Source organism: Thalassobaculum sp. (assembly GCF_040219215.1).
GTDB lineage: Bacteria > Pseudomonadota > Alphaproteobacteria > Thalassobaculales > Thalassobaculaceae > Thalassobaculum_A.
This window is the reverse complement of the sequence record NZ_JAVJSX010000039.1, coordinates 107,578-125,886: the sequence shown is the minus strand read 5'-3', so window position 1 is coordinate 125,886 and position 18,309 is coordinate 107,578. Positions and strand designations below refer to the sequence as shown.

17 protein-coding genes, 1 tRNA gene and 1 pseudogene are annotated in these 18,309 nt (G+C 64.5%); 12 read left to right on the top strand and 7 right to left on the bottom strand.

Annotated features, from left to right (window positions below):
• On the bottom strand, positions 1-589 hold a 589-nt coding region (locus RIC54_RS24870), incomplete at its 3' end, for a DUF4347 domain-containing protein (RefSeq protein ID WP_350095031.1).
• Positions 590-1,278: 689 nt separating this feature from the next.
• Between RIC54_RS24870 and RIC54_RS24865 the strand changes: the two genes are divergently transcribed.
• From RIC54_RS24865 to RIC54_RS24850, 4 genes are all read left to right on the top strand, one after another.
• A complete protein-coding gene (locus RIC54_RS24865) occupies positions 1,279-1,878 on the top strand; it encodes a PAS domain-containing protein (protein WP_350095028.1) in 600 nt (199 codons plus the stop codon).
• An 89-nt stretch (positions 1,879-1,967) separates the two neighbouring features.
• Positions 1,968-2,942, top strand: coding sequence for an MBL fold metallo-hydrolase (locus tag RIC54_RS24860; RefSeq protein ID WP_350095025.1), 975 nt, complete (start codon positions 1,968-1,970; stop codon positions 2,940-2,942).
• A gap of 1 nt (position 2,943) precedes the next feature.
• Positions 2,944-4,620, top strand: a complete 1,677-nt coding sequence (locus RIC54_RS24855) for an FAD-dependent oxidoreductase (RefSeq protein WP_350095022.1) — start codon at positions 2,944-2,946, stop codon at positions 4,618-4,620.
• A 5-nt stretch (positions 4,621-4,625) separates the two neighbouring features.
• Positions 4,626-4,841 (top strand): DUF2783 domain-containing protein, encoded by a 216-nt coding sequence (locus RIC54_RS24850; RefSeq protein WP_350095019.1) that lies wholly within the window; start codon positions 4,626-4,628, stop codon positions 4,839-4,841.
• On the opposite strand, the gene RIC54_RS24845 is transcribed toward RIC54_RS24850, so the two are convergent.
• Together RIC54_RS24845 and RIC54_RS24840 are read right to left on the bottom strand one after the other, a co-directional pair.
• The gene (locus tag RIC54_RS24845) at positions 4,825-5,067 is read right to left on the bottom strand and encodes an Lrp/AsnC ligand binding domain-containing protein (RefSeq protein WP_007675218.1); all 243 of its coding nucleotides are present in this window, start codon (positions 5,065-5,067) and stop codon (positions 4,825-4,827) included. The genes RIC54_RS24850 and RIC54_RS24845 overlap by 17 nt on opposite strands.
• A 57-nt stretch (positions 5,068-5,124) precedes the next feature.
• Positions 5,125-6,687 carry a DEAD/DEAH box helicase gene (locus RIC54_RS24840; protein ID WP_350095015.1) on the bottom strand — a complete coding sequence of 521 codons (1,563 nt, stop codon included), beginning with the start codon at positions 6,685-6,687 and terminating at the stop codon, positions 5,125-5,127.
• A gap of 79 nt (positions 6,688-6,766) precedes the next feature.
• On the opposite strand from RIC54_RS24840, the gene RIC54_RS24835 reads away from it, so the two are divergent.
• The 3 genes from RIC54_RS24835 to RIC54_RS24825 are packed head-to-tail and all read left to right on the top strand — an operon-like array spanning position 6,767 to position 9,001.
• A complete protein-coding gene (locus tag RIC54_RS24835) occupies positions 6,767-7,372 on the top strand; it encodes a hydrolase (protein WP_350095012.1) in 606 nt (201 codons plus the stop codon).
• 3 nt (positions 7,373-7,375) lie between these two features.
• Positions 7,376-8,074, top strand: coding sequence for an alpha/beta fold hydrolase (locus tag RIC54_RS24830; protein ID WP_350095009.1), 699 nt, complete (start codon positions 7,376-7,378; stop codon positions 8,072-8,074).
• Between the two features lie 3 nt (positions 8,075-8,077).
• Positions 8,078-9,001, top strand: coding sequence for a glycosyltransferase family 4 protein (locus RIC54_RS24825; RefSeq protein ID WP_350095006.1), 924 nt, complete (start codon positions 8,078-8,080; stop codon positions 8,999-9,001).
• Positions 9,002-9,030: 29 nt separating this feature from the next.
• Here RIC54_RS24825 and parE read toward each other — a convergent pair whose 3' ends face one another.
• Positions 9,031-11,040, bottom strand: a complete 2,010-nt coding sequence (gene parE, locus RIC54_RS24820) for a DNA topoisomerase IV subunit B (protein ID WP_350151536.1) — start codon at positions 11,038-11,040, stop codon at positions 9,031-9,033.
• 97 nt (positions 11,041-11,137) lie between these two features.
• Between parE and RIC54_RS24815 the strand changes: the two genes are divergently transcribed.
• Positions 11,138-11,545, top strand: a complete 408-nt coding sequence (locus RIC54_RS24815) for an acyl-CoA thioesterase (protein ID WP_350095000.1) — start codon at positions 11,138-11,140, stop codon at positions 11,543-11,545.
• Between the two features lie 11 nt (positions 11,546-11,556).
• Positions 11,557-11,928: a hypothetical protein gene (locus RIC54_RS24810; protein ID WP_350094997.1), complete on the top strand. Its 372-nt coding sequence runs from the start codon at positions 11,557-11,559 to the stop codon at positions 11,926-11,928.
• Positions 11,929-12,005: 77 nt separating this feature from the next.
• Here RIC54_RS24810 and glnA read toward each other — a convergent pair whose 3' ends face one another.
• The 3 genes and pseudogenes from glnA to RIC54_RS24795 form a co-directional block, all read right to left on the bottom strand.
• Positions 12,006-13,418: a type I glutamate--ammonia ligase gene (glnA, locus tag RIC54_RS24805; RefSeq protein WP_350094994.1), complete on the bottom strand. Its 1,413-nt coding sequence runs from the start codon at positions 13,416-13,418 to the stop codon at positions 12,006-12,008.
• Between the two features lie 120 nt (positions 13,419-13,538).
• Positions 13,539-13,877, bottom strand: coding sequence for a P-II family nitrogen regulator (locus tag RIC54_RS24800; RefSeq protein ID WP_007675205.1), 339 nt, complete (start codon positions 13,875-13,877; stop codon positions 13,539-13,541).
• Between the two features lie 201 nt (positions 13,878-14,078).
• Positions 14,079-15,224, bottom strand: a pseudogene (locus RIC54_RS24795) (pyridoxal phosphate-dependent aminotransferase).
• A 203-nt stretch (positions 15,225-15,427) separates the two neighbouring features.
• Here RIC54_RS24795 and RIC54_RS24790 point away from each other — a divergent pair.
• The 3 genes from RIC54_RS24790 to RIC54_RS24780 all read left to right on the top strand — a co-directional run bounded on the left by RIC54_RS24790 (position 15,428) and on the right by RIC54_RS24780 (position 18,309).
• Positions 15,428-16,594, top strand: a complete 1,167-nt coding sequence (locus RIC54_RS24790; RefSeq protein WP_350094987.1) for an aminotransferase — start codon at positions 15,428-15,430, stop codon at positions 16,592-16,594.
• Positions 16,595-16,671: 77 nt separating this feature from the next.
• Positions 16,672-16,748: transfer RNA gene (locus RIC54_RS24785), tRNA-His, on the top strand.
• A gap of 64 nt (positions 16,749-16,812) precedes the next feature.
• On the top strand, positions 16,813-18,309 hold the full coding sequence (locus RIC54_RS24780; protein WP_350094984.1) for an NAD(P)H-hydrate dehydratase: 1,497 nt from the start codon (positions 16,813-16,815) through the stop codon (positions 18,307-18,309).

Below are 18,309 nucleotides of genomic sequence, written 5' to 3'. Positions count from 1 at the left end.
TCAGGGTGGTGGTGGTGTTGATCGTGGTGACGATGCCGAAGGTCGCTTTCGCCAGCGTCGCCGGATAGGCGGCTCGCGCCTCCGCACCGAACGCCAGGGCGCCCCGTGCCGGGATGCGCCAGTCGCCGCCCAGGTCCGCCGCGCCGACCAGGCTGTCGGATGCCGCCACCGGCCGGTCGAGCAGCGTCGACAGTACGTCGACGAAAGCCGCACCTTGCGGTCCCTGCGCGACCGAACAGCCGTACAGAACGATTTCACCGTCAACGGACAGCGCTTCGCGGATCGCCGCCGTCAGCGTCGGACGCGCGGCCAGTGCCGCGGCGTCGATGCGCTGACCGGACAAGTCCAGCGCGCCGGGGGTTCCGTGCGACAGGATGTGGAGAGCAGAGACGTTCCTGCGTCCCGCCATGTGCAGCGCGATCGCCGCAATCGGGTCGCCACTTTCGGGCAGATGCACGACATCAAAGCCTGATCTCAAATCAGTCAACAGGGTCGAGACGCTGTCAACGCCAGGGTCGACGAACAGGACCTCGTGATGCATGTGACGGACAATGGAAACCGGCCGAAGCTCCTGACGACTATCAATCATTTTGGTTCCTCCCCCCGCGAGATCGTGTCTGCTGGCTTTGGTTAAAAATACAAGTTAACGGAATAGGTGTGCGTGTCCTAGTTGTAATTTTATGAAATCAGATCGGACCGATTGATGAACAACTTCTGGCACCGTTGTCCGACCCCGTACACAACAAGAAGCGATCAGAAAGTCCTCGGTGAATGGCTCCAATGACTGAACTCTTAAGTTGATGACAAATAAGTGATTGTTGGAACTGCGATATCACTGGGAACAGGTCGAATCAGTTATCCGGCGCCAGGGAAGCGCGCAGGCGGCACCCGGATCGTCCTACCTGTCGTGCCGACCGAACAAAGTAGGGACTTGATAGGAAAGGGGTGCTTGAAGCTGCCTTAAATTGCCAAAATCGCTATCTTTGATTGTTGTGGCTTGAACGCAGTGTGGGTCATGGCATCCCGATGGAAATGACCCAGTCTGTCTCAACAGCATCCCTGAAGCCGTGGCTGGATGCCCATGCACCGTCCGCCTCTGCCGCGATGGGTGTCATCCAGTCTGCAAGCTTCCCTGTAGCACCTCTTCCGGTCCTCACCTGGTCCGGGACTCTTAACAGTTCGTTAAGAAGCCGGTGGCTACCATCGCTAGGCGTTGCGCGCTTGCACGCTCCATTTCCGTTGACCCTGCGATGCCCCATCAATCCGTCGGTACGAGCCATGGCGCACAAACCCGAAGCAACTGTGGTGAGCGATCTGGCTGAGAGCCTCGTCAACGGGGATCCGGGGCCGGTCGGAGAGTTGTTTAGCGGCAATGGCGTGGCTGCACCGCTGATATCCTGGACGCCCTGTGCCGCCGATATTTCATCGAATCCCCTCGATTTCCTGATCGAGTTCTGGCAATCGAAGAGGGGCAACCAGAAGTGGCCGTCTGCGGAAATGATTGACCCGGTTGACCTTCGGCCGGCGCTTGGTGGGCTTCTGGTGTGCGAGCCGACCGACAACGCCAGCGACTTCCGGATCCGTCTGTACGGCAGCAAGTTGGCCCTCGAGATGGGACGGGATCTGACCGGCACCTTCATCTCGGATTTCGAGCCGGATTCGTACATCACCACGTTCTACCTAGCCTGCTATCAAGCGGTGGTGGCGCGCGGCGCGCCGCTGTTTACACGTCATGCGCCTTCGGCCAAGGCCTATGCTGTTGATATCAAGCGCCTGTTGCTGCCGTTCGGAACATCCGACAGTGTGACTCGGATCCTGACCGGGGTGGACTCGGTTCCCCGGCGTCCGTTGGGACGGCCAGCCTGGTCGAAACGATAGCAGTCGCGGGGACTCAGCACGTCCGGCGCTTGCATGTGGTTTCAAATGAAACTAATTTCCTCGCGTAGTCTGAAACGAGAGGAAACACCATGGCCAAGGCCTTCGCGTCCGCTGCCGATCTCGACGAGAAGAAAATCACCTTCGATCGGATGGCCGACGGGGTGTACGCCTTCACCGCCGAAGGGGATCCGAACACCGGCGTGATCATCGGCGACCAAGGGGTCATGGTGATCGACGCCCGGGCGACTCCGGTGCTCGCCAAGGAACTGATCGACTACATCGCGACCGTTACCGACAAGCCGGTTACCCATGTGTTCCTGACCCACTACCACGCCGTGCGCGTCCTGGGTGCGTCGGGATATGGCACCGACACCATCATGGCGAGCCGCGACACCTATGACCTGATCGTTGAGCGCGGCCAACAGGACATGGACAGCGAGATCGGCCGGTTTCCGCGCCTGTTCAAGGCGGTGGAAACCATCCCGGGTCTCACCTGGCCGACCGTTGTGGTCGACGGGGTGTTGGAGATGAAGTTCGGCGGGCGCTGGCTGAAGATCTTCCAGGTCGGGCGTGGACACACCAAGGGCGATACCATCGTCTGGTTGCCGGACGATGGTATCCTGTTTGCCGGCGACCTGGTGGAGGAGGGAGCAACGCCGTACTGCGGCGACGCCTATCTGACCGACTGGCCGGCGACCCTCGACAACCTGCTGGCGCTGTCCCCGCAGCAAATGATGCCGGGGCGCGGCGAGGCGATGAAGACGCCGGAAGGTAGCAAGCGGGCGATCGACGGCACCCGGGCATTCGTCAGCGATCTGATGAACTCGGCGCGCGCCGGTGTGGCCGCCGGCAAGACGCTCGGCGAGGTCTATGTCGACACTCACCGCCTGCTGCACCCCAAATACGGCCACTGGGTGATCTTCGAGCACTGCCTGCCGTTCAATGTCAGCCGCGCGTTCGACGAGGCGAGCGGGCTGCGCGACCCCCGGATCTGGACGGCTGAGCGCGATCAGGAGATGTGGCATTCGCTGCAGGGTGCGCTGAAGGAGTTGGACGGGGCCTGACGTGGCGCCGGTTCGGGGTTCGCACCCGCGCTACGCCTACTCGACGCCGCCGGAACTGGCGGACAGGACTGTTGGTCGTGCGCCGATTGTGATCGTCGGTGCGGGTCCAGTGGGTCTTGCGGCGGCGGCGGAGTTCGCGACCCTGGGCCATGACACGCTGTTGCTGGATGAGGCTGACACCGTATCGGCGGGAAGCCGGGCGATCTGCTGGTCGAAGCGGACGCTGGAGGTCTTCGACCGGATTGGGGTCGGCGATAGGATGGTCGCCAAGGGCGTGGTCTGGAACCGCGGCCGGCTGTTTCACCGGGAACGGGAGGTCTACAGCTTCGACCTGCTGCCCGAGTCCGGCCACCAGCGACCGGCGTTCATCAATCTTCAACAGTACTATGTCGAAGAGTACCTGGTGGATCGGGTCCTTGAGCTTGGCCGGACCGAGATCCGCTGGCTGAACCGGGTGACGGCGGTCGAGGTGCTGCCGGATGGTGGCGCACGGCTTACGGTGGAGACACCGGACGGCGTGTACCAGCTTGATTCCAAGTACGTCCTGGCAGCCGATGGCGTGCGCAGTTCGATCCGGCGCGGCATGGGCCATGACTTCAAGGGCAAGGTGTTCGAGGATCGGTTCCTGATCGCCGACGTGGTGATGAAAGCCGACTTCCCGAGCGAGCGATGGTTCTGGTTCGAGCCACCGTTTCATTCCGGCCAATCGGTCTTGCTGCATCGTCAACCCGACGACGTGTACCGCATCGATTTCCAGCTTGCGTCCGACGCCGACCCGGAAGAGGAGCGCAAGCCGGAGAACGTCGTCCCGCGCCTCAAGCAGATGCTGGGTCCGGATGTCGAATTCAGTCTCGAATGGGTCAGCGTCTATACTTTCACCTGTCGGCGTATGGAGCGTTTCCGGCATGGCCCGGTGTTCTTTGTCGGTGACAGCGCCCATGTCGTCAGCCCGTTCGGCGCGCGCGGTGGCAATGGCGGCGTCCAGGACATCGATGCCCTGTGCTGGAAGATCGCGCTGGTTCTTGAGGGCAGGGCTCCGCCGGTGTTGCTCGACAGCTACGATGACGAGCGGATCCCGGCGGCCGACGAGAACATCCTGAACTCGGCACGCTCCACCGACTTCATGACCCCGAAAACCACGGCGAGCGTCGACTTTCGGGAGGCAGCGCTGGAGATGGCAACCGACCTGCCGTTTGCCCGGCGGCTCGTGAACTCCGGCCGGCTGTCGGTGCCGCACGTGTATCGTGCGACGCCGTTGTCGACGGCGGATCGCGATGACTGGAGCGGCGGCCCGGTTCCGGGTGCTCCGGCCCCGGATGCCAGGGTCATCGTGGATGCAGGCGAGCCCTGGCTGCTGCGTCGGCTCGGCGGTCGTTTCACCTTGCTGCGCTTCGTTGACACCGTGTCGATGGGTGATGGTGGCGGCGGTTCGGCCTTGGTTGAGGGGCTTCAGCCTGTGGTCGACGTCCTGACGGTGGCGCGGCACGGCGCGGCCGACCGGTCGACTGTCGTCGATACCGAGGGCCTAGCCTTCCAGCGTTGGTCGGCGTCCGATGGGTCGGCCTACCTGATCCGACCGGATCAGCATATCGCAGCGCGATGGCAGCGCCCTTCAGCGCTTGAGATATCCCAGGCACTCGACCGTGCTGTCGCGCGTCGGGTGGCAATTGGAGGGTAGAGGCGATGGCGGTTCTGGTGACGGATCCCAATCTGGTGGACTCCGACGGATTCTATGAGCGCCTGATGGAGACGCACCGCGGACTCAGCGACGCGGCCAGCCGGCGTGTGAACGCCAAGCTGGTCCTGCTCCTGGCCAACCACATCGGTGACCCCGAGGTTCTTGAACAGGCGCTGCGGGTCGCGCGGGGAAATGCTGACGCGTCTACCCGAACGCCTTGAAGGTGATCAAGGTGAAGGTGTCCTTGATGCCGGGCAGGGTCTGCACCCGCTCGGTGACGAAGTGACCGATATCAGCCGCGTCGGGCAGATAGCACTTCATCAGCAAGTCATACTGGCCCGAGGTCGAGTAGACTTCCGACACCTCTTCAACCTCGAGAACGGCCTGATCGGCAACGGCATAAGCCTTGCCGAGATCGCATTTGACCTGGATGAAGATGGTCTGCATGGCCTCACCGAGGGTGTCTGAAAAGTGCCGGCATGGTCCCGCAAGGACCGACGAAAATCAACCGGTGGCCTTCTTCGGTACTGCCTTCAGCAGGAACGCCGGCACTTCGTCGCCGAAGCCTGTCACCGAACGAGCGTTGTCCTCACGGTCGCGTCCGCCGCGACCTCGGCCGTTGCCCGATCCGGTACGCTGGGTCGGGAAAGCCTCGACCACGCCGCCACCAGTGAGCGACGTCTCGCGTGGCTTCGCCTCCTGAACGTCCGCGACCACCGTCGGTTCGACGGCGATGGCCGGACTCTCGGAACGCTCGCCCCGCTTGCGGCTCGAACGCCTTGACGACTTGCCCGAAGATGCCGGCTGCTCGTCCGCCGAAACCGCGTTGTCGTTCGAGCGCGCGCCCCGGCCACGGCCGGACTTGCGCGGCTGGGCGGTTTCCGGCGCCATCTCTACCGCCTTGTCCGGGCCGCTTTCGGCTCCGGCAGGCTCGGCACCGTCCAACTGCATCACCGGGATCTTCTTGCCGATCAGCCGTTCGACGGCCGACAGCAGCTTGGAGTCTTCCGGCGTCGCGAGGGTAAAAGCTCGTCCGCTCATGCCCGCGCGACCGGTCCGTCCGATGCGGTGAACGTAGTCCTCGGCGTGGGATGGCACGTCGAAGTTGAAGACGTGGCTCAAGCCCTTGATGTCGATTCCACGAGCCGCGACGTCGCTGCAGATCACCAACCGGACCTCGCCGGCCTTGAACTTCGCCAAGGTCTCCGTCCGCGCCGGCTGTGACATGTCGCCGTGCAGCTGTACCGCGTCGATGCCATAGCGCTGCAACGACCGGTGCAGGACACCGATGTCGCGCTTGCGGTTGCAGAAGATCAATGCGCTGTCGACCGTCTCCGACTTCAACAGGGAGCGAAGCGCGTCGCGCTTGTCCTTGACGGAGCAACGTATCAGATGCTGGGCAACGTTCTCCGCTGCCGAAGCCGGGGCGTCGACCGAGACCTCTTTCGGGTTCATCAGGAACTTGTCGGCGAGCCGCTTGATCTCCGGCGCCATGGTGGCGGAGAAGAACAAGGTCTGCCGGATTGTCGGAAGCAGCGAGACGATACGTTCGACGTCGGGGATGAACCCCATATCGAGCATACGGTCCGCCTCGTCGATAACGAGGATCTTCACGTCCGTCAGCAGGATCCGGCCACGCTCAAAATGGTCAAGCAGTCGGCCCGGAGTTGCGATCAGGACATCGACACCACGATCGAGCTTGGCTTCCTGGTCTCCCATCGAAACGCCGCCGATCAACAGCGCCATGCTCAGGCGCGTGTTCTGACCGTACTTGACGAAGTTCTCGGAGACCTGGGCCGCGAGTTCGCGGGTCGGTGCGATGATCAGCGATCGCGGCATGCGCGCCTTGGCGCGGCCGGCCGACAGGATGTCGATCATCGGTAGGGTGAAGGAAGCCGTCTTGCCGGTTCCGGTCTGCGCGCAGCCAAGCACGTCACGGCCCATCAGGACGTACGGGATCGCTTTTTCCTGGATCGGCGTCGGCTTGGTATAGCCGGACGTAACGACGGCGGAGACGACCTCGTCGGATAGACCGAGGTCGGCGAAAGTTACTTGTGTATCAGCCATGTCGCCTTAAGTTGTCGGCTCTTGCGGTTCGTGACCGCTAAGTAGCGCGCGGACTATAGGCGTTCATGCCGGACTGTCAATGATAGACACCCCAAAGACCACGGAAACGCTTGCGTTTGCCAACGTTCGTGTCAATCGAGCGCCAGTAGCCGACAGCCTTGTCTTGCTGGTCGACGCCCAAGAGCGCCTGGTTCCCGCAATCCATGACGGCACTGCGGTGATCGAGGCGGTCGGGCGGCTGCTTCGGGGGGCGGAATGTCTTGGCATCCCGATCCGGGCGACTGAGCACTGTCCCGAGGCCATCGGCCCGACCGTCGCCGCATTGGGGGAACACCTGGCGGCGGACGCCCGGCTGGCCAAGCGCAGCTTCGACGCGGTTGCCGAACCGGGAATCCGCAAGGCGCTTGATGCTCTCGGGCGAGCGTCGGTGGTCGTGGCTGGAGTCGAGGCCCATGTCTGCGTGGCACAGACGGCGCTCGGGTTGCTGGCCACCGGCCGGCAGGTGTTCGTCGCCGAGGATGCCTGCGGCAGCCGGCGGCCGGTAGATCGGGAGGTCGGTCTGGCGCGGCTGCGGGCGGCCGGATGCGTGCCGGTGACGGTCGAGGCCCTGCTGTTCGAGTGGCTGGGCAACGCAGACAACCCTGCTTTCAAGAGCGTTCTGTCGATCATAAAGGAGGCACGCTAGGCCGTGTCGGATACACTTGTTCTGCTTCCCGGCCTGCTGAATGATGCAGCGCTTTGGACGCACCAGATCGCCGGTCTTTCCGATCTGGTGGACGATATTCAGGTTCCCGATCTGACCCAGCACGAGGATGTTCAGGAGATCGCGACGACAATCCTCGAAACACTGCCGGACCGGTTCGCGTTGGCGGGTCTGTCGATGGGCGGATATGTGGCGCTTGAGATCATGCGGCAGGCGCCCGCGCGGGTCGAACGCCTGGCCTTGATCGACACCTCCGCGCGCGCCGACAGCGACGAACAGCGCAGGCGAAGAACCGGACTGATCCAGTTGGCGGATATGGGCAAGTTCAAGGGCGTGACGCCGCGGTTGCTACCGATGCTGGTTCACCCAAGCCGGTTGGAGGATCCGGAAGTCACCGGGCCGATCTTCCAGATGGCGGCGCGGATCGGACGGGACGGGTTCATTCGCCAGCAGAAGGCCATTTTGTCGCGTACCGACAGTCTCGACCTTCTGCCGACCATCGACTGCCCGACGCTGATTGCCTGCGGGCGACAGGACCAGCTCACCCCACTGGGGTTGTCCGAGGAAATGGCGGCGACAGTTCCGGGGGCAGTTCTGACGGTAATCGACGAGTGCGGGCACCTTCCGGCACTCGAATATCCTGAACGGACCACCGAGATCATGCGCCGCTGGCTGGGAGCCTGACGCGTGGCGCGCATCGTGTTCGGCATGATCGACAACAACACGCGCCCGATCGGTGGCGTGAAGGTGATCTACCAGGCGGTTGCCGGACTGCGGCGGTTTGGACTCGATGCCTATGTCGGTTCCGCGGTCGGCGTGCCGGGCTGGCTCGCCGGCAGCCGTACGGCCGAGGAGGCCGCCATCCTGGACATGCGGCAGCCACACCTGATCGGGCCGGACGACCTCTACGTCGCGACCGACGCAATCGGGCCGGGACGGATGCCACTCCTGCTCAGGCTGCCAGAGCGGCGGGTGCTGTTCATCCAGAACCATAACGCGCTGCGTTTCAACGGCAGCATCGACTGGGTGAAACTGCGGCACATCCGATGTTTGACCGTTTCCAACTACTCGCGGCGGGTTCTGCTTGAGCAGGCAGGGTTCCGGGAAGCGCATGTCGTATCACCCGGTGTCGATCTGTCGGTCTTTCGCCCGGCCCCGCGCAAACGGCACCGCATTGCCTACATGCCGCGAAAATGGCCAGGCGCTGTGGATCAACTCAAGGGCCATGTCCGGCGCACGATCGAGTGGTTGCCAATTGACGGATGCTCCGAAGCCGAGACGGCCGCCATTCTCGCCGAATCAACCATCTTCCTGAACCTGGGGCGCGGCGAGGGTTTGGGCCTGCCGCCGTTGGAAGCCATGGCTGCCGGCTGCGTCTTGTGCGGTTTCGCGAGCCAGGGAACGACCGATTTCGCTTCGACCGAAAACGGATTCTGGGTGGATGAAGGGGATGGTCCTGGTTGCATCCAGGCAATCAACGCAGCCGTGGCGGCATTTGACGACCAGGAACGTGTTGCACGGCTGATCCAGGCCGGCATGGCCACCGCCCAGCGATACTCTCTGCCATTGTTCGAGGAGCGGATGGCCGCGTACTTCAGGGCGTTGCTGTAGGACGATGGCCCCGTCAGACGTCGGCCCGGTCAGACGTCGACGTCGTGGACGAACCGGGCGTTGGCCTGGATATAGGCGAAGCGGAGTTCCGGCTTCTTTCCCATCAGGCTCTCGACCATTTCGCTGGTCCGACGAGTCTCAGCCTCCAGCTCCGGCTCGAGAACCAGGCCGGGACCGCCGGCCGGCGGGACGCGAACGCGCAGCAGCTGGCGGGTCTGGCGGTTCATCGTGGTCTCCTTCAGCTGCATCGGCGGCATCTCGCCAAGCCCCTTGAACCGGCTGATCTCGACCTTCGCCTTGCCAGAGAACGCGGTCGCCAGCAGTTCGTCCTTGTGGGCGTCGTCACGGGCGTAGACCGTCTTGCCCCCTTGGGTGAGGCGGTACAGCGGCGGCATGGCCAGGAACAGATGGCCTTCCTCGATCAGGCGCGGCATCTCGCGATAGAAGAATGTCATCAGCAGCGACGCGATGTGGGCGCCGTCGACGTCGGCGTCCGTCATGATGACGACCTTCTCGTAGCGCAACTGGTCGAGCTTGAAGGACGAACCGGCACCGCAGCCGAGCGCCTGGACCAGGTCGGCCAGTTCCTGGTTCTGCCGTAGCTTGTCGGCCGACGCGCTGGCCACGTTCAGGATCTTGCCGCGCAACGGCAGGATTGCCTGGGTGGCACGCTCGCGGGCCTGTTTGGCCGACCCGCCGGCACTATCACCCTCGACCAGGAAGATCTCGGTTCCGTCGGCGTCGGAGCGCGAGCAGTCGGCGAGCTTGCCCGGTAGCCGCAGCTTGCGGGTTGCGGTCTTGCGGCTGACCTCTTTCTGTTGCCGGCGACGCAACCGGTCCTCGGCGCGTTCAATCAGCCGCTCCAGCAGAAGATTGGCAGTTTCCGGCGCTCCCGACAGCCAGTGGTCGAAGTGATCCTTGACCGCCTGCTCGACCATCCGGGTAGCATTCTGACTGACCAGCCGGTCCTTGGTCTGTCCCTGGAACTGCGGGTCGCGGATGAATACCGACAGCATGATGCAGGCGCCGCCCATCAAGTCGTCGGCGGTGATCTGGGCCGCCCGCTTGTTACCGACCATCTCGCCATAGGCCTTCACGCCGCGGAGCAGGGCGGTCCGCAGCCCGGCTTCGTGGGTGCCGCCCTGCGGGGTCGGGATGGTGTTGCAGTAGGCGTGCAGGAAGCCGTCGTCCTGATCGTCCGGCCAAGTGGCTGCCCATTCGACCCGACCCTGGCCATCCGGTGCGGCGACATCGCCGGTGAACGGGCGTTCGGCGATCGTGCGGCGTCCCTCGATCGAACTGGCCAGGAAGTCGGCGAGACCGCCCGGATAATGAATGACCGCCTCTTCCGGCGTTCCATCGCCGTCGCGCAACAGTTCGGGGTCGACCTTCCAGCGGATCTCCACGCCCTTGAACAGATACGCCTTGGAGCGCGACATCCGGTACAGGGTGGCGGGACGGAAGTGGGCGTTTGGCCCGAAAATCTCAGGATCCGGGTGGAACCGCACCGTGGTGCCGCGCCGGTTCGGCGCCGCGCCGATGGTCTCGAGCGGGCCGAGCGGCACGCCGCGGGCGAACCGTTGGGCATAGAGCCGCCGGTCGCGGGCAACTTCGACCTCGAGCCGGTCCGACAGCGCGTTCACCACCGACACGCCGACGCCGTGCAAGCCGCCGGCGGTGGCATACACCTTGTCGGAGAACTTGCCGCCGGAATGCAGGGTGGTGAGGATCACCTCCAGCGCCGATTTGCTTGGAAACTTCGGGTGCGGATCGACCGGGATGCCGCGGCCGTTGTCGCGGACCGTTACGGTGTGATCGGCCGCCAGTTCGATCTCGATCCAGCTGGCGTGCCCGGCCACCGCCTCGTCCATGCAGTTGTCGAGCACCTCGGCGACCAGGTGGTGCAGGGCGCGTTCGTCGACACCGCCGATGTACATTCCGGGGCGGCGACGCACCGGTTCCAGGCCCTCCAGGACCTCGATGTCTTTGGCGGAGTAGTCGTCGGCGCGGGCAGCGGAGCTTGCGAAGAGGTCGGCCATGTCCGGTCGTCTGTGGGTTTTCGGGGGGCTATCGGCCCATCGAGAGCGAGTTTATCCTGTGGGTGCGTTCAGCGCGAGTGCAAGATATGGTGTGATCATGGCAGGAACACGACAGCCCGACCCAAACCGCCTTCCGCGCGGCGAGATGCAGATCCGCACGGTTGCAATGCCGGCTGACGCAAACCCGAATGGCGATATTTTCGGGGGCTGGGTGTTGAGCCAGATGGACGTCGCCGGCGGGGTGGCTGCCGCCAGCCGGGCGCAGGGAAGGGTGGCAACGGTCGGAATCGAGGCCATGACCTTCATCGGCCCGGTCGCGGTCGGCGATGTGCTGTGCTGCTATGGCGACATCGAACGGGTCGGCCGGACATCCATTACCGTGGCGATCGAGGCGTGGAAGATCCGCTGGTTCGACCGGCGCGAGGAACGCGCCCTGGTGACCGAAGGTCGGTTCACCTACGTCGCGATCGATGACAATGGACGCAAGCGCCCGGTCGACGAATGAGGAGAGTCAACATGATCATGCGCATCCTGGCGGCCGGCCTTACGGTTCTGGCAGCGAGCCCGGCTGCATCGGCGGGCGAGGCCGACGTGCTCAAGGTCGCGATCATGTCGTTCGCCAAGGACGGTACCTGGACGTTCGACGTCACCGTCCGGCACGACGATACCGGCTGGGACCACTATGCGGATAAATGGGATATCCTGGGCCCGGACGGTCGGGTGCTGGCAACCCGGGTCCTGCTGCACCCGCACGAAACCGAGCAGCCGTTCACCCGGAGCCTCGACGGTGTGGTGATACCGCCCGGCGTCAGCGCCGTCACGGTCCGTGCCCACGACACGGTGCACGGCTACGGTGGGACCGAGGTCACGATATCAATCCCGCGCTAGGCGGAACCGCCGAACCCCAACGAAAACGGGCCGCCCCTTCCGGGGCGGCCCGTCATTCGTCGAACGATCGCGAGTGATCAGCTCGAGTAGTACATCTGGAACTCGATCGGGTGCGGGGTGTGCTCGAACGCGTACACCTCTTCCATCTTGAGCTCGATGTAGCCGTCGATCTGGTCGTCCGTGAACACTCCGCCCTGGGTCAGGAACGCGCGGTCCTTGTCCAGGTTGTCGAGCGCGTCACGCAGCGAGCCGCACACGGTCGGAATGTCGGCCAGTTCCTCGGCCGGCAGGTCGTACAGGTTCTTGTCCATCGGGTCGCCCGGGTGGATCTTGTTCTGGATGCCGTCCAGGCCGGCCATCAGCATCGCCGAGAAGCCCAGATAAGGGTTGCCGGCGGGATCCGGGAACCGGACCTCGACGCGCTTGCCCTTCGGGCTGTTGACGTGGGGGATTCGGCACGATGCCGAGCGGTTGCGCGACGAATAGGCGAGCAACACCGGCGCCTCGAAGCCCGGGATCAACCGCTTGTAGCTGTTGGTCGTCGAGTTGGTGAAGGCGTTCAGCGCGCGGGCGTGCTTGATGATGCCGCCGATGTAGTACAGCGCCATGTCCGACAGATCGGCATAGCCCGAGCCTGCGAACAGCGGCTTGCCGTCCTTCCAGATCGACTGGTGGACGTGCATGCCCGACCCGTTGTCGCCGGAAATCGGCTTCGGCATGAACGTCGCCGTCTTGCCGTAGGCCGCCGCGACCTGATGGACCACGTACTTGTAGATCTGCAGGTGGTCGGCGGTCTGGATCAGGGTGCCGAATTCCATGCCGAGTTCGTGCTGCGAGGGCGCCACCTCGTGGTGGTGCTTCTCGACCTTCACGCCCATCTCTTCCATGACCGACAGCATCTCGCTGCGGATGTCCTGGCCGGAATCGACCGGCGGTAGCGGGAAGTAGCCGCCCTTGACGCCCGGGCGGTGGCCGAGGTTGCCCTCTTCGTAGGCGCGGGCGCTGTTGTAGGTGCCTTCCTCGTTGTCGAGCTCGTAGTAGCCCTTGTTGCCCTTCACATCGATCTTGACGTCATCGAAGATGAAGAACTCGGCTTCCGGGCCGAAATAGGCGGTGTCGCCGACGCCCAGGCTCTGCATGTACTTCAGCGCGCCCTTGGCGGTGGAGCGGGGATCGCGCTCGTAGGGCTGGCCGGTCGAGGGCTCGACGATGTCGCAGGTAATCGCCAGGGTCGGCTGGGCGAAGAACGGATCCATGACCGCAGTCGTGAGATCCGGCTTCAGACCCATATCCGACTCGTTGATCGCCTTCCAACCGGCAATCGACGACCCGTCAAACATGAAGCCCTCAACGAGCGAGTCCTCGTCAATCGTGCGCAAGTGCTGGCTGACGTGGTGCACTTTGCCGCGTGGGTCGGTAAACCGGAGATCGACGTACTTCACGTCGTTCTCTTCGATCATTTCCATTACGCGCTTAACGTCGTCCGACATGGCTGCTTTCCTGTCTGCTAGTTTCGAGGGCGGCCCCGACGCTCGGTACCCGCCCTTCACTCCCTCTCCCGAGAAGCCCGGGATGCGCTGTGCGATCGAGCCGTCGGCTGCGATGCGCGTTTAGATCGCGTCCGATCCGGTCTCGCCGGTGCGGATGCGGATGATGTCGTCCACGGTGGACACGAAGATCTTGCCGTCACCGATGCGCCCGGTGTGCGCGGCGGTCTGGATCGCCTCGACCGCCCGGGCCACCTGACTGTCTTCCATGACGATTTCGACCTTCACCTTGGGCAGAAAGTCCACGACGTATTCGGCGCCGCGATAGAGCTCGGTGTGCCCCTTCTGACGGCCGAAGCCCTTCGCTTCAGTGACCGTGATCCCTTGGATCCCGACCTCGTGGAGCGCTTCCTTCACCTCGTCCAGCTTGAACGGCTTGATGATCGCCTCGACCTTCTTCATTGGGTCCGTGCCTTCGGATTGCGTACAAACGGATGGCCGAAAGGCCTGATCCATGAGCGGCATAGCACGCCATATGCCAACCGCCCAAAGGCCTTCTCAACCGCGGAAATCCTCGGTTCTGCCGATGCGTCGCCGAGTGTCAGCCACATTGAAGTGCCCAATATTAAAGCACATGATCAACATTGATGCAGCGCTTCGCCTTCATGAGAGGCACGCTTTGATCCGCGTGATGGCCTCCCGGATGTTCTCGGTGGAGTTCGCGTAGGAGAACCTCAGGTAACCTTCGCCGAACGCGCCGAAGCTGGTACCTGCGATCACCGCTACCCCGGCGTCCTCGAGCAGCTTGGTCTGCAGCGCCTTGGCGCCCATCCCTGTGCCCTCGATGTTCGGAAAGGCGTAGAACGCGCCACCCGGCTCGACGCAGCGGAAACCCGGGATCTGGTTCAGTTCGCTGACGATCACCCGACGCCGTCCGTCGAACGCCTCGACCATCGCACGGACCGCGTCCTGCGGGCCGGTCAGGGCAGCGAGGCCGGCGAACTGGGTCGGCGCGTTGACGCAGGAATGGCAGTTCACCGCCAGCTTTTCTGCGTGCGGGAAGATCGCCTTCGGCCAAAGCGAGTAGCCGAGACGCCAACCGGTCATGGCGTAGGTCTTGGACCAGCCATCCAACAGGATCAACCGGTCGCGCAGTTCCGGGTACGACAGCAGGGTGGTGTGCTCCCGGCCGTCATAGAGCATCTGGCCGTAAATCTCGTCGGACATGACGTGGACGTCTGGCCAGGCGGCGAGGCCCGCAACAAGGGCGTCGAACTCTTCCTTCGGCACCGTGCCGCCGGTCGGGTTGGCCGGGCTGTTGACGATGATCAGCCGGGTGCGCGGCGTGATCTTGCCCAGCACTTCCTCGGCCGAGAACGCGAAGCCGTTCGCCTCGCTCAGCGGGTAGGGGACCGGCGTGGCGCCAGAGAACTTCACCGAGCTCTCGTAGATCGGGAATCCGGGGTTCGGATACAGGATCTCGGTGCCCGGCTAGCCGAACATCAGGCAAGCGAAGAACATCGTCGGCTTGCCGCCCGGCATGATCATGATCAGGCCGGGGTCCACGTCGACCCCGTGGCGCTTCTTCAGATCGGCGGCCACGCCTTCGCGCAGCTGTGGGATGCCGGCGGCCGGGGTGTAGCCGTGGTGGCCGTCGCGCATCGCCTTTACGCCGGCCTCGACGATGTGCTCCGGTGTCTTGAAGTCCGGCTGGCCGATGCCGAGGTTGATGATGCTCTTGCCGGCGGCGGCCAGGGCGTTGGCCCGGGCGAGCACCTCGAACGCGGTCTCGGTGCCGAGTTGGTTCATCCGGTCAGCCAGGACGGGCATGGGTCGCTTCCTCTCGCGTGACGGCAGGCGCCAATTGGTGGCGCGTTGTTGAATCGGCCGGCATTCTAACGGTGCGGCAGTGCGTGGAAAGCCAATCCTGATATGCAGAGAGCGGCGGGCTTGCGCGCACCCTGATCGCGCGGTATCCGAGCGATCCCCGAATGCGGGTGGGAGATCGGTCGATGAAGCCTGCAAATTCTTTGCTGTCCAGCTACGGAACCACCGTATTTGAAGTGATGTCGCGGCTGGCGATCGAGCACAAGGCCATCAACCTCGGCCAGGGCTTTCCTGACGACCGCGGTCCGGACGCCGTCCTGGATGCCGCGTCCAAGGCGCTGTACGACCCGCCGAACCAGTATCCGCCGATGCTCGGCGTTCCGGAACTGCGCGAGGCGGTGGCCGGTCACAACAAGCGATTCTATGGCATCGACGTCGACTGGAAGGCCGAGACCATGGTCTCGACCGGCGCCACCGAGGGGCTGGCGGCCTGCTTCCTGGCGCTGATCGAGCCGGGCGACGAAGTGGTGGTGATCGAGCCGCTCTATGATTGCTATCTGCCGATGATCAGACGGGCTGGCGGAGTTCCGAAGACGGTTCGCCTGACACCCCCGCACTGGAACCTCGATCTGGACGCGCTGTCGGCGGCGTTCAGCGAGCGGACCAAGCTGATCGTCCTGAACAACCCTCAGAACCCGGCATCCAAGGTATTCACCCGCACCGAGTTGGAGGCGATCGCGGATCTGGTGCGTCGCCACGACGCCTACGCGGTCTGTGACGAGGTTTACGAGCATCTGGCGTTTGACGGGCGCGCGCACATCCCCCTGATGACATTGCCGGGCATGCGCGAACGCTGCGTGCGAATCGGCTCGGCAGGCAAGACCTTCTCGCTGACAGGCTGGAAGGTCGGCTATTTGACCGGGCCGGAACACCTGATGCAGCCGATCGCCAAGGCGCATCAGTTCCTGGTGTTCACGACCGCACCGAACCTGCAGCGCGCCGTCGCCTTCGGGCTTGGCCAGAATGACGGATATTTCAATGAGTTGCGGAACTCAATGCAAGTGAAGCGTGATCGGCTATCAACGGCGTTGTCGGGTATCGGGCTGACGCCGGCGATCTGCCAGGGATCGTACTTCCTGTTCGTCGACGCCAGCCGATTCTTGAAGCCGGGCGAGGATGACGAAGGGTTCTGCCGCCGCCTGGTCACCGAGGCCGGGGTGGCTGCCGTGCCGGTTTCGGCGTTCTACCAGGACCGGGCGACCGCACCGACCGATTTCATCCGGTTCTGCTTCGCCAAGCAGGACGCGGTGCTCGACGGTGCGGCCGACAGACTGGCGAGTTACCTCGCCTGATCCCAATTAGGTTGACGCGGCCGGAGCGCTGGGATAGCAAACCGGCCTCGCACGGTCGAGGTCGTGCGAAGACTATGGCGGGTGTAGCTCAGTCGGTTAGAGCGCCAGATTGTGGCTCTGGAGGCCGTGGGTTCGATCCCCATCACTCGCCCCACTACCCCCTGACGGAAGCCCTTTCCCGGGCACGTCAGGGCCGCTAGCGTCGTCCGGGAAGGACGATGCTGACAATGACCCTGTTCCCGAACCATACAGAACTGTTGCTGACCTGCGCCGAGATGGCGCAGGCGGATCGCTGTGCGGTGGACCACGGTGTCCCGGGCACGACGTTGATGGCGCGTGCCGGTGCGGCGGCGGCCACGATGATTCGACGGCGCTACCGTCCGCGTCCGGTGCTGGTCCTGGCCGGGCCCGGCAACAATGGCGGCGACGGCTGGGTGATCGCGCGCAACCTGTTGGATCACGGTTGGGTCGTCCGGGTGGCGGCTCTCGGCGACCCGGAGACCCTGCGTGGCGATGCCGCCTGGGCGCGGACGCTATGGTCCGGACCGGTCGAGGCCGCCGTGCCGGATGCCCTGGCCGGCGCCGCCCTGGTGGTCGATGCACTGTTCGGCGCCGGTCTGACCCGCGACGTGACCGGTGTGGCGGCCGAGGTGATTGCGGCTCTGAAGACCCGCGTTGACGTTGGAAGCACCATCTCGGTGGCGATCGACATGCCGAGCGGCGTTGACGGCGACACTGGCAGGGTTCGGGGTGTGGCTGCGCCGGCCGACCTGACGGTGACGTTCTTTCGGCGCAAGGTGGGGCATATGCTTCTGCCAGGCCGGCAGCTGTGCGGGACACTGCGGGTGGCTGACATCGGCATTCCGCACGCCGCACTTGGAGGGATCGATCCGAAAGCGACGGTGAACACTCCGGCGCTGTGGCGGCACGGTTTGGTGAGCCGAGGTGCGACCGACCACAAGTACCGGCGCGGACATGTGGTGGTGGTCGGCGGTCAGATGGCCGGTGCGGCGAGGCTGGCCCTGGCCGCCGCCCGTCGCTCCGGCGCCGGTTTGGCAACCGCTGCGGTACCGCCGGGCTGCATGTCGCTGTACGCCGGTGACGCGCCGGGCGCGATCGTGCGGGAAATCGCGGGCGCAGATGGGCTTGCGGCGTTGCTGAGCGACACCCGGTTCTCGGCAACAGTTGTCGGACCGGGGCTCGGAAGCGGCTCCGGCGCCAAGGCGTTGGTGAACACCGCCCTGTCGACCGATCGGCCGGTGCTTCTGGATGCCGACGGGATCGGTGCGTTTGCGGGGGCGGCGGACGATCTTGCCGGGCTGATCACTGCACCGACGGTCCTGACACCGCACGAAGGCGAGTTCCGGCGGCTGTTTCCGGATATCGAGCCCGCGGCTGTCGGCAAGCTGGAGGCTGCACGGACGGCGGCGGCACGCCTGGGCGCGGTCATTCTGCTCAAGGGCGCCGACACTGTGGTGGCAGCGCCCGACGGCCGGGCATCGATCAGCGACAACGCGCCGGCGACCCTGGCAACCGCCGGATCAGGCGACGTTCTTGCCGGGCTCATCGGCGGCTTGCTGGCGCGCGGCGTCCCGGCATTCGAGGCGGCGGCGGCCGGGGCCTGGATTCACGGCGAGGCGGGCACGGCGGCCGGACCGAGCGTCCTGGCCGAGGATCTGATCGCACACATCGGACCGAACCTGGAGATGGTGTGA

Bases quoted from the DNA above. Each gene is read 5' to 3' on its own strand.
- RIC54_RS24865 (WP_350095028.1), top strand. From the start codon at position 1,279: ATGGCGCACAAACCCGAAGCAACTGTGGTGAGCGATCTGGCTGAGAGC.
- RIC54_RS24840 (WP_350095015.1), bottom strand. From the start codon at position 6,687: ATGGCTGATACACAAGTAACTTTCGCCGACCTCGGTCTATCCGACGAG.
- RIC54_RS24790 (WP_350094987.1), top strand. From the start codon at position 15,428: ATGAAGCCTGCAAATTCTTTGCTGTCCAGCTACGGAACCACCGTATTT.
- glnA (WP_350094994.1), bottom strand. From the start codon at position 13,418: ATGTCGGACGACGTTAAGCGCGTAATGGAAATGATCGAAGAGAACGAC.
- RIC54_RS24860 (WP_350095025.1), top strand. From the start codon at position 1,968: ATGGCCAAGGCCTTCGCGTCCGCTGCCGATCTCGACGAGAAGAAAATC.
- RIC54_RS24810 (WP_350094997.1), top strand. From the start codon at position 11,557: ATGATCATGCGCATCCTGGCGGCCGGCCTTACGGTTCTGGCAGCGAGC.
- RIC54_RS24780 (WP_350094984.1), top strand. From the start codon at position 16,813: ATGCTGACAATGACCCTGTTCCCGAACCATACAGAACTGTTGCTGACC.
- parE (WP_350151536.1), bottom strand. From the start codon at position 11,040: ATGGCCGACCTCTTCGCAAGCTCCGCTGCCCGCGCCGACGACTACTCC.
- RIC54_RS24815 (WP_350095000.1), top strand. From the start codon at position 11,138: ATGGCAGGAACACGACAGCCCGACCCAAACCGCCTTCCGCGCGGCGAG.
- RIC54_RS24800 (WP_007675205.1), bottom strand. From the start codon at position 13,877: ATGAAGAAGGTCGAGGCGATCATCAAGCCGTTCAAGCTGGACGAGGTG.
- RIC54_RS24835 (WP_350095012.1), top strand. From the start codon at position 6,767: ATGATAGACACCCCAAAGACCACGGAAACGCTTGCGTTTGCCAACGTT.
- RIC54_RS24845 (WP_007675218.1), bottom strand. From the start codon at position 5,067: ATGCAGACCATCTTCATCCAGGTCAAATGCGATCTCGGCAAGGCTTAT.
- RIC54_RS24850 (WP_350095019.1), top strand. From the start codon at position 4,626: ATGGCGGTTCTGGTGACGGATCCCAATCTGGTGGACTCCGACGGATTC.